The sequence below is a fragment of the Serratia sp. Ag1 genome, from assembly GCF_000743355.1.
Taxonomy (GTDB): Bacteria; Pseudomonadota; Gammaproteobacteria; order Enterobacterales; family Enterobacteriaceae; genus Chania.
Genome location: NZ_JQEI01000035.1, coordinates 123,873 through 137,725 on the forward strand (window position 1 = coordinate 123,873; position 13,853 = coordinate 137,725).

Consider the following 13,853-nt stretch of genomic DNA (forward strand, 5'->3'; position numbering starts at 1 on the left):
ACGTGAAATCTCCGCTCGCGGCACTGTCAGCCCAATTGACTGACTTGATGCTCCGTGATCAGCAGCGCCTGCAACGCCGGTTGCAAGGAGCTCGAAAAGTCAAAAATCCCGACGCGCAACAGGCAGTGGCTAATGAGATAGCCAGTGATATCGCTCAGGCGTTACAGAAAGCGCAGGCGCGGGCGGCGTCATGCCCGAAAATCACCTACCCCGAAAGCCTGCCGGTTAGCCAGAAGAAACAGGACATTCTCGACGCTATTCGCGATCATCAGGTGGTGATCGTGGCTGGTGAAACCGGTTCGGGTAAAACCACGCAGTTGCCGAAAATCTGCCTGGAGCTTGGGCGTGGGGTCAAAGGGCTGATTGGCCACACCCAGCCGCGTCGTTTGGCCGCACGTACCGTTGCCAACCGCATTGCCGATGAGCTGGAAACCCCACTGGGTGGCAGCGTCGGTTACAAAGTGCGTTTTAACGATCAGGTTGGCGACAACACGCTGGTGAAACTGATGACCGACGGTATTCTGTTGGCTGAGATCCAGCAGGATCGGCTGTTGATGCAGTACGACACCTTGATCATCGATGAAGCGCACGAACGCAGCCTGAATATTGACTTCATTCTGGGGTATTTGCGCGAGTTGCTGCCCAAACGCCCCGATCTGAAAGTGATCATTACCTCGGCCACCATTGATCCTCAGCGCTTTTCGCGCCATTTTAATCATGCGCCGATTATCGAAGTTTCAGGCCGTACCTACCCGGTAGAAGTGCGTTACCGGCCAGTCGTGGATGACGCCGATGATACGGAACGCGATCAACTGCAGGCGATTTTTGATGCAGTTGATGAGCTGGGGCGTGAAGGGCCGGGCGATATTCTGATCTTTATGAGTGGCGAACGCGAAATTCGCGACACCGCTGACGCCTTGAACAAGCTGAATCTGCCACATACTGAAGTACTGCCACTGTATGCACGGCTGTCGAACAGTGAACAGAACCGGGTATTTCAGTCTCACCACGGTCGGCGCATTGTACTGGCAACTAATGTGGCAGAAACCTCGCTCACTGTGCCAGGGATTAAATATGTCATCGACCCCGGAACGGCGCGTATCAGCCGCTACAGTTTCCGTACTAAAGTGCAGCGCTTGCCGATAGAACCGATCTCGCAGGCTTCGGCCAACCAGCGTAAAGGCCGCTGCGGGCGCGTTTCTGATGGTATCTGTATCCGTCTGTATTCGGAACAGGATTTCCTGTCGCGCCCGGAGTTTACCGATCCGGAAATTCTGCGTACCAACCTGGCTTCGGTCATTCTGCAGATGACCTCGTTAGGGTTAGGGGATATTGCTGCCTTCCCGTTTGTTGAAGCACCGGATAAACGTAATATTCAGGATGGTGTACGCCTGTTGGAAGAGCTGGGGGCGATTAAAACCGCCAGCAACGGCCATTATCAGCTCACGCCGCAGGGCCGCCAACTGGCTCAGTTGCCTATCGATCCGCGTTTGGCACGCATGGTGCTGGAGGCTCAGAAGAGCGGCAGCGTGCGTGAAGTGATGATCATTACTTCTGCTCTGTCGATCCAGGATCCGCGCGAGCGGCCAATGGATAAACAACAGGCTTCTGACGAAAAACACCGTCGTTTCGCAGATAAAGACTCCGACTTTATGGCGTTCGTTAATCTGTGGGATTATCTGAAAGAACAGCAGCAGGAGCATTCATCCAGCCAGTTCCGCCGTCTGTGCCGTAACGATTTCCTTAACTACCTGCGCGTGCGTGAGTGGCAGGATATCTACACTCAACTGCGTCAGGTGGTTAAAGAACTGGGCCTGCCGGTGAACAGCGTGCCGTCGGATTATCGCAGCATACACACGGCGTTGCTGACCGGTTTGCTGTCGCACGTCGGGCAGAAAGACGCCGACAAGCAAGAGTATACCGGTGCGCGCAACGCGCGTTTTTCCATTTTCCCTGGTTCCGGTTTATTCAAGAAACCGCCCAAGTGGGCGATGGTGGCCGAGCTGGTGGAAACCAGCCGCCTGTGGGGGCGCATTGCCGCGCGCATTGAGCCGGAATGGATCGAGCCGCTGGCACAACATTTGGTAAAACACCATTACAGCGAACCGCATTGGTCAAAATCCCAAGGGGCGGTGATGGCCAGCGAGAAAGTGACACTGTTCGGTTTGCCGATCGTGGCGGCGCGGGCAGTGAATTACAGCACTATCGATCCGTTGCTGTGTCGTGAACTGTTTATCCGCCATGCGTTGGTGGAAGGGGACTGGCAGACGCGTCACGCCTTCTTTGCCGCCAACCTCAAGCTACGCGCTGAAGTGGAAGAGCTAGAACATAAATCACGCCGCCGTGACATTCTGGTGGATGATGAAACGCTGTTCAGCTTCTATGACCAGCGTATACCTAGCGACGTGGTATCTGGGCGACATTTTGATCATTGGTGGAAAGCGACAGCCAAGCAGAAACCTGATTTGCTCAACTTTGAAAAAAACATGTTGATCAAAGATGGGGCCAATAAAGTCAGCGCGCTGGATTACCCAAACACTTGGTATCAGGGCAACCTCAAGTTGCGCCTCACCTATCAGTTTGAGCCCGGTACCGATGCTGATGGGGTCACGGTGCATATCCCATTACCGATCCTCAATCAGGTGGAAGAGGTGGGTTTTGAGTGGCAGATTCCCGGTATTCGCCGTGAATTGATTATTGCCTTAATCAAATCGTTACCAAAGCCCGTGCGGCGCAATTTTGTGCCCGCCCCTAACTATGCAGAAGCTTTTTTGGCCCGTGCCACACCGTTGGAAATGCCATTGCTGGATTCACTGGAGCGTGAATTGCGCCGTATGACGGGTGTGACGGTGTCACGTGAAGACTGGCAATGGGATCAGGTGCCCGATCATCTTAAAATGACTTTCCGCGTCGTGGGTGAAAAACACAAAACGCTGCGTGAAGGTAAAGATCTGATGGCGTTGAAACTGCAACTGAAAGAGCAGGTGCAGGAAACGCTGTCGGCGGTGGCGGACGATGGCATTGAGCAGAGCGGCCTGCATATCTGGAGCTTTGGCAAACTGCCGGAGTTTTACGAACAGAAGCGCGGTGGTTACTCGGTTAAAGCTTATCCCGCCTTGGTGGATGAAAAAGACAGCGTAGCGATCCGCCTGTTCGACAGCGAACAGGAACAGCAGCAGGCGATGTGGCAGGGTACCCGCCGTTTACTGCTGCTAAACATCCCTTCGCCAATCAAATATCTGCATGAAAAGCTGCCGAACAAAGCCAAGTTGGGGCTGTATTTTAACCCTTATGGCAAAGTCCTGGATCTGATTGACGACTGTATTTCATGCGGTATCGATAAACTGATTGCTGAACACGGCGGGCCGGTGTGGCAGGAAGAGAGTTTTGCCCGGTTGCAGGATCTGGTGCGTGCTGAGTTGAACGAGACGGTGGTAGAGGTGGCCAAACAGGTTGAGCAGATCCTGACTACGGTGTTCAACATCAATAAACGCCTGAAAGGCCGGGTGGATATCTCGTTGGCATTGGCGCTTTCAGACATCAAAACCCAGATTGCTGGCCTGATCTACCGTGGCTTTGTCACTAATAACGGCTTTGAGCGCTTGCCGGATACCCTGCGCTATTTGCAGGCCATCGAACGTCGGTTGGAGAAACTGGCCGTTGACCCGCAGCGCGATCGCGCGCAGATGTGGCGTGTGGAGCAGGTACAGCAGGCGTGGCAGCATTGGTTGAGTAAGCTACCGCCGAAGCGCCAGCAAGATAGCGAAGTCAAAGCCGTGCGTTGGATGATTGAAGAGTTGCGCGTTAGCCTGTTTGCCCAACAGTTGGGCACACCTTACCCCATCTCGGATAAGCGTATTCTGCAAACTATCGATCAGCTTTCGGCGTAAAGCTGGTTTCGCCAATAGGCCGTAACGGTTCGGTTACGGCCTATTCAATGTGAGCAGAATAACTATTTACCCGCAGCCAAACTATTCAAAGCCTCACGAATAGCGGTAACGGCAAGCGCTCGGTTGTCCGCCCGGTAGCGGTCTTCTGCTGCGGGTGCGGAACTTTGGATAGCGATCAACCGCCAGCCATCGTTGGTTTTCAGCAGTAATGGTGAACCGCTGTCACCTGGCAAAGTATCACAGCGATGCGACAGCACGCCTTTTTGCGCCCAACCGGTGATTTTGCAGCCTTGATGGCCGTAAAGGCTGTTCAGATGATCTTCCGGGTAACCCGCCTGCGTAATCAGGTTCTTCGTTTTCTTCAAAGCTTGCGTTAATGCTTTGCTGTCACCCAGCCACAGAGGCAGCGGTTTAATCGGTAATGCTTCCTGGTCTTTCAACCTAATCAGCGCAAAATCATAAGCGGCGGCGGCAGGTGGCACAATCCAACCATCTCCATCGGGCTTAAGTTTTTTGGCTAATTTGGGGTCAACTAAGGTTTCGATATTCTCTGTCTGGTATTGCCAACCTTTAGCATCGCTAATAAATCGCAGGGACACCGCTTTATCAAGATGGTTTGGTGGGGCTAATACGCAATGGCCAGCAGTGAGCGCCAAATGCGGTGAAATCAGCGTAGCAGTACACAAATTGCCGCTAGCGGTTTCAACCTGACCAATCGCCTGCCAAGGCCATTCGCTGGTTTCTGCTACCTTGATACGTTGATCTTTACCAAAGAACAGAGCGTTCTGTTCTTCGGCAGAAGCATCAGAAGGGCTATCCGCGCGAGTTGAGAAGGATAGGGCCAAAAATGAACACAGAAACAGTAAAACGGCTATGCGCATAGGTTTATTTTCTGACAAGTACGAATTTCCCATAAATACGATGATGCTAACTATAGACGGATTTAATTATCTCGTCGGTGCTCATTCATTGATTTCCTGACAAAAACTAACGGGAAATTAAAGATAAAAGAACGCGGCGATCAACCCGCAAACGATTAATGCACAAAGGATAACCTCAAATAAATAGCGACGCAGCATAGTGCCCCCGATGGAAAACATTCAGCGAACCACTTTTTTCATCGCAAGTTCCTAAAATTACTGTTTATACCCCCCATTTGGGGGCCGTTGAAAGAAGCTTATGCAAAATCTGAAGTACTTTCCGTGAGTGATTGGTTTCGACTTGTAACTCAATGTACAGGGGATTATCCATCATTTTAGTTACAACATACATTTGCTGTTATAAATACCATGACATTCTGCAACTATCGTGATTCGGGTAACTCCGTGCTTTATGGCTTAGCAGAAAAGTTCAGGCACGGTACGCCCGTGCCTGAAAGGGGACTACAGATAGCGGTTTTTCAAATGCTGACGGAAGTAACGTGGATTCAGTGCTTCGCCAGTAGCGCAGGTAATCAACGTCTCGGTTGGATAACGGCTGCCGTGTTGCCAGATGTTGTGTTGCAACCAGTGGAACAAGGCGCTCAAGTCACCCTTGGCAATATCTGCGCTCAAATTCGGCAAAGCGTTACGTACGTGCTGGAATAGCTGAGCAGCATACATCGCCCCGAGAGTGTAGGTAGGGAAGTAGCCAAAGGCCCCATCTGTCCAATGGATGTCCTGCATACAGCCATTGCGGTAATTGCCTACGGTATCCAAGCCCAGATAGCGGTGCATTTTTTCGTTCCACAAGACGGGAATATCATCGACTTCAATCTCGCCTTCAACCAACGCCTGCTCAATCTCATAACGCAGCATCACATGGGCAGGGTAACTGACTTCATCAGCGTCAACGCGGATAAAGCCGGGTTTTACACGCTGATTCAAACGGATAAAGTTGCTTTCTTCCAGGGCGGCTTGCTCACCAAACTGAGCGGTCACTAATGGACGCAAGATCTTCAGAAAATCACTGCCCCGCGCCAGTTGCATTTCAAACAGCAAGCTTTGTGATTCATGAATCGCAGTAGAACGCGCCAAAGCAACAGGTTGGCCAAGCCATTCACGCGGCAGGTTTTGTTCGTAACGGGCATGACCGGTTTCGTGCACGATGCCGAGTAAGGCCGTGAGGAACTCATTCTCGTTATAACGAGTGGTGATACGCACATCTTCCGGAACGCCACCGCAGAAAGGATGCACGCTTACGTCAACGCGGCCAGCCTCAAAGTTGAAGCCCAGCAATTTCATCACGCTCAGGCCTAGTTGACGTTGCTTCTCGAGATCAAATGGGCCATGTGGCAATTGGCAAGGCTCTTTTGCCTGTTTGCTAACCACTTTTTGCAGCAAATCCGGCAACCATGTTTTCAGATCGCCGAAAATCCGATCCAGCTCGCGGCTACACATACCGGGTTCATACAGGTTCAGCAGCGCATCGTAACGGCTGACACCGGCTGCCTGCGCGCGAATCTGCGCTTCTTCTCGCGTCAGCTTAACCACTTCCCGCAAATTTTTACTAAATCCGTCCCAATCGTTAGCCGGGCGCTGGGTGCGCCAAGCGTGTTCACAACGGGCTCCTGCCAATGATTTGGCTTCAACCAGAGAGGTAGGTACCAACACGGCATTATCATACTGGCGGCGCATTTCGAGCAGGTTAGCGCGATCAATATCGCCCAGAGACTCTTGCTGTGCGCGGTCGAGCAGGGTGGCGGTTTGCGGTGCCGTCAGGATTTGGTGCTTCAGCACGCTCAATTCTGCCAGTGCTGCGGAGCGCGCCTGGCTACCGCCGGGTGGCATCATGGTTTGCATATCCCAACCTGCGATGGCAGAAAGGTGATCAAAACGTGCAAGGCGAGTGAATAATGCACGCAGCTCTTCGTAAGCCGATGCAGAATGTGCAGATGTCATGAATTAGCTCCCGTGGAAGTGAATGCCTGCAATGTACTACAGGTTGCCGCGCCCGAGAAAAAAATTGAGCCTTGCTCGCCAATAACGCCCTAACTTTCCAGAATATCTGATTAGCCTTTTCGCATTATGGAAAGTCCGAACTTAGCACGGGCACCAAAGCAATACCGCCTTCTATGAAGGCGGATTTTTACTTTATGCAATTGCGGGCAATTTTTACTGGAATCAGTAAGTCAAACCGTGCCCAAAGGGGTAGATGATTTCGCCTTCAGGAGATTTGATATCAACAGGCAATTTACCGCTAGGAACATTAAAGAGGAGGATGTCAGCATCATTTTTAAACAATGTTCTGATGCCTGCCCGAATATTGGCCTCAAGAGAGTTACGATTGTTATTGGTGACATCAAACCCGGTGATACCATAAATAGCCAGGTTGGCTGTCACGTTATCCAGGTAAGCAATATCATAGGGGTTGCGTGAGGAGATAACCACCAGGGGTATCCCGAGTTCTCTCGCTTTATCAATTGTCTGTTGTGCAGCATGCCCCTGGGTCTTTAGATTGTATGTGACCAGAATAACCAGATCGTTGGCTTTAATACTCTCTTCCAGATTGGCTGGCACGGTTTCCTGATCCAGCTTATATGCTAGGCTGGAAACTGTGATTTCCTGATTTTCAAGCTGACTGGCAATATTTTGCAATTCACTCCGGATAATGTCATTGCGCGTATTTTCGTCAGAGATGACCAACAGGTTATTCTGTGCGCTCAGGGAATAGGGCAACAGATTATCATTTTTGATCAGCGTAATGGCATGTTCAGCCACTTTCTGTTCATAACTTTTATGTGCGGGTGAAGCAACGACAGATTGAGCGAACTCCAAAGTATGTGGATTATGTGCAACGATCTTTTTTGCCAATTTAGTTTGGACAACTTGGGCCGCTGCTTCTTGCAGGCGTGACGCGAACGCGGGATCTTTATAGAATTGAGTTTCCAGATAGTGATAAAGATCTTCCAGTTGTTCGATCCCTTGCTGATCCCAGACGTGGACTGGCATCACGATGACATCACTGCCCGCCATCAGCGCCATTTCCACGGCTTCGTTAGCGCCAAAATTCTCAGTAATAGCCCCCATATCCATTGCATCGGTAAATATCAGACCGTTGAATTTGAGCTCATCACGCAGAATACCGGTGATAATTTTTTTGGATAATGTGGCTGGCAAGCCGATTTCAGTGCCATCTTTTTTAGAAACGACTTTGGTATCGTCAAGGGCAGGAACGATGATATGTGCCGTAATAACGGCATCAATACCCTGTTCGATAACATATTTGAATGGCAACAGATCACTTTGCCGCCATTCGCTTTCAGTATAAGGAACCAGCGGTAACCCAAAGTGTGAGTCGGTTTCCACGTTACCGTGGCCAGGGAAGTGCTTGGCGGTGGCCAGAACAGAATTCTGTTGCAATCCCTTGATATAGGCACCGGACATCTCATTAACCAGCGCAATATTGCTGCTGAACGAGCGCACGCCGATAACCGGGTTATTCTGGTTGGTATTGATATCCACAACCGGAGCAAAATTAATATTCACTCCCAGTGCATTGAGCTCTGAGCCGTGAACTTCACCCACCTGTTGTGCCATATTGGCATCGCGCGTTGCGGCCAGTGCCATATTACCCGGCATTTCGGTGCCTTCACGCAGACGCGTGACGTATCCACCTTCCTGATCGGTACTGATCAGTAAAGGCAATTGATAACTGGCCTGCTGTAAATCCTGAATCAGCTGATAGCTCTGTGGCGTATTAATAAAGTTTTCACGGAACAGGATCACCGAACCCAGCCGGTAGTCATTGATGACTTTAGCCAGCTCGGTAGGGAGTACGGTAACGCCCTGCGGTTCCCCGGCTGCGTTTTTGCCCCAGTTACGCACATCCAGCATGAGCACCTGGCCTATCTTTTCTCGTGGGCTCATCTTAGCCACTATCTGTTGGGCACTGGTTTGCGGTTCTTGCTGGCTGGAGGAGGCGACTTTAGCGTTATCGCATCCCATCATTGTCAGACTGGAAAAAAATACAGCAACAGCTGTTACTCCTGGTATTTTCATTGCCTTCCCTCATGATAAATAGAAAATCCACACCGAGAATAATAAATTCTTACAGTAATAGCAGGGTGGAATTTAATATTCATGGGTTGTATCACACTTATCACCGGGAAAAATGAGAATGTCGCCCCTAAATAATTCGCGTTGTTTGAAGGATGGCAGGTATACCTGTATAAAAATCGATTAAGGTTAAAAAGTTTGTTTGATTGGCCAGCAGAAACGGAAACTGGCACCGCCCAGTGAGCTCGCTTCAACATAAACCTGGCCTTGATAGGCCACTGCAATAGAATGGACGATCGCCAGCCCCAGCCCGCATCCCCCGGTTGCCCGATCACGGCTCGGATCAAGGCGCACAAAAGGTTCAAAGACCCGCTCACGTTCGTCCGGCGGAATGCCCGGGCCATCATCTTCCACTTGCAGGCAGGCTCGATCACCGTCAAACCACAAACCGACGCGCAACCTTTGTTCCGAGTAACGCAACGCATTGTTGACCAGGTTATCTAATACCCGCTCCATCAGCCGTAAATCGACACCGCCAAAGTCACCGACGTGGGGAATACTCAATTCGATATCTCGCTCCGAATGGATCAGTTGCATATCTGCCACTTTATCTTTCAGCCAGTTCGGTAAATCGATTGGTTCGATATTCAATGCCAACTGCGGGCGATCCAGGCGAGCATAGGTCAGTAGCTCGTCAATCAGTGATTCCAATTGACCGATATCACGATGCAGCGCCTGTTGCTCGCTTTCGGAAAGATTTTCGCTCATTGCCAACCGATAGCGCAGGCGAACCAGTGGGGTGCGCAGTTCATGGGCGATACCATCAATCAGCTGTTTCTTGCTGGCAATCAGGGTGCTGATGTTATCCGCCATCTGATTGAATGCCACGCCAAGCCGGTTAAGGCTGGAGGTGGGTTCAAAATAGGTTCGTTCGTCAAGATGACCCGCCCCCAAGCGTTGGGCGGCGTTTTCCAGTTTCAGCAAATCCTGCCAGTGCGGGCGCATCCACAGGAACACCGGCAGGGCTAGCGACATCCCGATAAAGATCAGCAAAACCAAATCCAGTATCCGCATCTGATGCAGATAGAACAGATAAGGGATTGGCCCAACGACCAACACATAGTGGCTGCGCGGAATGCGCTGCATGAAGGTATAGCGATCGTCTAGGGCGATGATCTCCCCCAGGCGCAGCCGTTTGGTCAGCTCTTCACTTAGATTCTGCTTGCCCAGCGGTTCAATATGCAGTTGGAAAGACAGATTTAAATCCAGCGTAGCGATGGTTTTGTTCCAGTCTTTGAGCGGGGTATCGCGGAGTTCACTGCGCATCAGGTACAGCGAACTTTTCATCAGATCGTCCATCGACTGGCGGCCAGCACGTTCAGCGGTGAATTTGTATACCAGCCCAACCAGCATGGCCATCACCAGAAAACAGACAAACAGCAGCAAAAAGAACTGAACAAAAAGTTTTCTCATTGTTGCACCGTTGCCCAAGCGTTGGGGGCGAACAGGTAGCCTTTGTTACGCACGGTTTTAATCCGGAACGGCTCCAGTGCATTGTCATACAACTTACGGCGCAAACGGGAGATCGCCACGTCGATGCTGCGATCCATGCCGTCATAGCTGACACCGCGCAGGTTTTTCAGCAAAGCTTCGCGATCCATGATTTGCCCTGCGTGAGTTGCCAACTCCCACAGCAGATCGAAATCCGAAGTGGATACGGTGACAATCTCTTCACCCAAGGTGACCTGGCGGTTGACCGGGTCAATACACAGCAAACCGAAATGCAACGCATTGTGTTGTGTGATCGCCAGAGTCGGCTCTTCTTTCGGCTGGTTACCGTGCTGGCGCAGGTGCAAACGCAAGCGAGCCAGCAGCACCGCCGGGGGGGTAGTCTTCAGGATGTAGTCCTGAGCGCCCATTTCCAACGACAGAATGTGGTTCATATCGCTGTCGAGCGAGGTAAGCAAGACAATCGGGCCAGGATAAACCGGGCGCAAATCGCGGCACAGCGTCATGCCATCCTTGCCGGGCAGCATGATGTCCAACAGCACCAGATCCGGTTGTTCCCGCTCAATGCAGGCCTGGGCCGTATCACCACGTGGCTCAATGATAACGTCTATATCGTGTTTGCCCAGATAGGCGGCTATCAGTTTGCCCACTTCCGGGTCGTCTTCTACAAAAACAATTTTAGTCATTTTGTGTGCTTTTATAAGAAAAACGGCGTCCAGCATAGCGCGCCATACGGCGTTGCGCCATGCACATCATTCAGCGCAGCGGCCTGCCACCATCAACACCATGAGTGCGCCCAGTCACGTAGCGGCTATTCATCAGATAGTCCACCAGATTGACCATTTCCTCTTCGCCGGGGGCAATTTTCATCAGTGACTTTTCCAGTGCTTGGCGGCGATATTCTTCATCATCGCCAGGATTAAACATAATCAGCGCAGGGGCGATGGCATTTACTTTCACTTCAGGTGCCAGCTTGCGCGCAAAAGAACGTGTCATATTATCCAGCGCGGCTTTACTGGCGGCATAAGCAATATGTTTATCACTGCCTTTTTCTACTACATAATCAGTGAGATGAATAATATCAGCCCCGGCTTGCCCTTGGCCACGCAAGCAAGGCTCCAACAGCTGATTTAACAGGTACGGTGTATAAACGTGGATTTGCAGCATCGAAGCCATGACCTGCTCTGGCGGCATCGCGGCTGACTCCGCCAGCCAGGCACTGGCGTTGTGGATCAGCGCACGCAGTTTTGGTGCGATCTCAATCACCTGTTCAGCAAAACGATAGATTCCCGCATGCGTTGAAAAATCACTCTGCAAGCATATGGCACCCAGATCTTTCAGCTCCGCCAAAGCCGGATAATCACTGCGATAAGCAATAATCACGGGAACATTACGTTGCAAAAATGACTTGGCGAGGGCCAGTCCAATCCGGCGCGCGCCGCCGGTAATCAGCACCGGGGCTGAGGTGTGGGCTACCATCAAGTAAAGCTCCTGAGCAAACTGGCAAACAATGAAGGAATCATGTCATTATACGGAAGAAAGCGGCTAAAGCCTCCCTTCGATCATCCATTCAGTGGCATTACCCACCGGCAAAGAGGAATAGGGGGATGAAGAATCACCAGGCGCACTATGAGAGAGTGTGTTTTGACTACATCGATTTTCTGTCCGCATCCTGCAAGAAACAGTGGTGTTTCATTGATGCTATTTATGGCGTGATGCCCATTTTTGGCATGGTTTTGAAGTCAGCGGCATCCAGTTCGCAAACGCGCAGCGAACAATTAAAAGCGCTGGCATTACAGGTGGTTTCTACCCAACTGAGCGACGAAGTTAACATCATCCGCCTGATCGACTTGGCCCAGCAGCAGCAACTGTCGGTGTTTGATATTCAACTGCCTTATGCGCTAAAGGCGGAGCAATTGGCCGCGATTGAAAAAAGTTCGCTAATCGCGTGAAGGTTACCCAGATTGATGAACGTATTACCGTTACTGCACAGCGTTGTACCGGGTAAAGTTACCTGGTTCGCTCTTGCGGGTTTACTGCAACATAAACCAACCCGCTGGCACCGTCGCCGCCAGCAGCAGAAAAATACTGCCTTTCTCCAGGCTGTTCAGTAACTTCACATCCTGATGCCCATGGCGCGCATAGATAAAAACCAGTAAACCTGGGGCATACAGCAGCACGGACATCAGCAAATGCATCAGCCCCGAGGCATACAACAACCAGATCCCGTATAAGCAGGCTCCGGTAGCGGCAATCATCAACCGCTTGTCTTGGCGCTTAAGCGCGACTTTAAACAGGAAAGCGCCCACCAGGAAATACGGCACCAGAATCATTTCTGAGGCGATGGTCAGCAGTGAATCATAGTTACTGCCCGTCAGCCAGATGAGCACCAAAGCAACCTGCACTGCACCGTTGGTCAGCCATAACGACGCAGAAGGGGCATGATTCTGGTTCTGCTTGCGGAACAGTTTGGGGAAAGCACCATGCTGTGCCGCTAGCAGAGGGACTTCTGCCGCCATGATGGTCCAACTCAGATAAGCGCCACAGACTGAAACAATCAGACCAGTAGCAATAATCACATTACCCCATGGGCCGATGAGATCGACCATCAATACTGCCATGGAAGGGTTACGCATTTCGGCCAGTTCACTGCGTGGCACCACGCCCAGTGAAAGCAGGGTGACCAGCAGATACACCGCCAATGCTGAAAGCACCGCCAGCATCGTCGCACGGCCAACGTCCTTCTTATTACGTGCCCGGGCAGACACCACAACCGCGCCTTCAACACCGATAAACACCCACAGCGTAACCAGCATTGTGTCTTTAACTTGTTGCCAAACCGGCGTACCAAGAGCAATACCGTGGAAATCCAGAGTGAAAACATCCAGGCGGAATGCGATGGCAGCGAACACGGCAAATAAACCGAGAGGGATCAGTTTAGCCAGCGTGGCGACCAGATTGATGCTCGCTGCGGTCTGTACGCCCCGCAACACCAACGCATGCACAATCCACAACAGCAGGGATTCGGCAATCAATGCCTGCCAGGTATTGCCATCCCCCAGAATCACCGGCCCGTTCCGATCGGTAAAAATACTCAGTGCTGCAAACACGATCACCAAATAAGAAACATTGGCGATCACCGCGCAGAGCCAATACCCCCAAGCGGAACAAAAACCGACCAGTTCGCCAAAACCTTCTTTGGCATAGGTGAAAATTCCGCCGTCAAGATCGGGGCGCAAACGGGTTAGCAACAACATGGCAAAGGCCAGGAACAGGATGCCAACACCGGTGATAGCCCAGCCAAGCAGTAAAGCCGCTGGGCTGGCGACTGCCGCCATATTCTGTGGCAGGCTGAATACCCCGGCTCCAAGCATAGAGCTGAGTACCAAAGCGGTTAACGCGGTAAGACCAAGTTTCTTTTCCAATGAAGCGTCCTGAGACAGTATAAACGGCTGGGTAGGTGCCGATGGGCTGCAAT

At 51.4% G+C, this 13,853-nt stretch carries 8 protein-coding genes and 1 pseudogene; 2 read left to right on the top strand and 7 right to left on the bottom strand.

The window, feature by feature from the left end:
* The first annotated feature begins 2 nt into the window (after positions 1-2).
* Complete coding sequence (hrpA, locus tag IV04_RS20165; protein ID WP_072010931.1) at positions 3-3,890, top strand: ATP-dependent RNA helicase HrpA; 3,888 nt, start codon at positions 3-5, stop codon at positions 3,888-3,890.
* A gap of 62 nt (positions 3,891-3,952) precedes the next feature.
* Here the strand turns inward: hrpA and IV04_RS20170 are convergent, their stop codons facing one another.
* From IV04_RS20170 to folM, 6 genes are all read right to left on the bottom strand, one after another.
* Complete coding sequence (locus IV04_RS20170; RefSeq protein ID WP_037399395.1) at positions 3,953-4,771, bottom strand: serine protease; 819 nt, start codon at positions 4,769-4,771, stop codon at positions 3,953-3,955.
* A gap of 501 nt (positions 4,772-5,272) precedes the next feature.
* Complete coding sequence (locus tag IV04_RS20175) at positions 5,273-6,769, bottom strand: carboxypeptidase M32 (protein WP_037399398.1); 1,497 nt, start codon at positions 6,767-6,769, stop codon at positions 5,273-5,275.
* Between the two features lie 222 nt (positions 6,770-6,991).
* Positions 6,992-8,869: a glycoside hydrolase family 3 protein gene (locus tag IV04_RS20180; RefSeq protein WP_037399401.1), complete on the bottom strand. Its 1,878-nt coding sequence runs from the start codon at positions 8,867-8,869 to the stop codon at positions 6,992-6,994.
* 186 nt (positions 8,870-9,055) lie between these two features.
* On the bottom strand, positions 9,056-10,339 hold the full coding sequence (gene rstB, locus IV04_RS20185; protein ID WP_037399404.1) for a two-component system sensor histidine kinase RstB: 1,284 nt from the start codon (positions 10,337-10,339) through the stop codon (positions 9,056-9,058).
* Complete coding sequence (gene rstA / locus IV04_RS20190; protein ID WP_037400048.1) at positions 10,336-11,061, bottom strand: two-component system response regulator RstA; 726 nt, start codon at positions 11,059-11,061, stop codon at positions 10,336-10,338. The genes rstB and rstA overlap by 4 nt, the downstream gene beginning before the upstream one ends.
* Before the next feature lie 70 nt (positions 11,062-11,131).
* A complete protein-coding gene (folM, locus tag IV04_RS20195) occupies positions 11,132-11,854 on the bottom strand; it encodes a dihydromonapterin reductase (protein ID WP_037399406.1) in 723 nt (240 codons plus the stop codon).
* 128 nt (positions 11,855-11,982) lie between these two features.
* On the opposite strand from folM, the pseudogene IV04_RS20200 reads away from it, so the two are divergent.
* Positions 11,983-12,383, top strand: a pseudogene (locus tag IV04_RS20200) (hypothetical protein).
* A gap of 25 nt (positions 12,384-12,408) precedes the next feature.
* Here IV04_RS20200 and IV04_RS20205 read toward each other — a convergent pair.
* Positions 12,409-13,800, bottom strand: coding sequence for an amino acid permease (locus IV04_RS20205; protein ID WP_037399408.1), 1,392 nt, complete (start codon positions 13,798-13,800; stop codon positions 12,409-12,411).
* Positions 13,801-13,853: the final 53 nt, after the last annotated feature.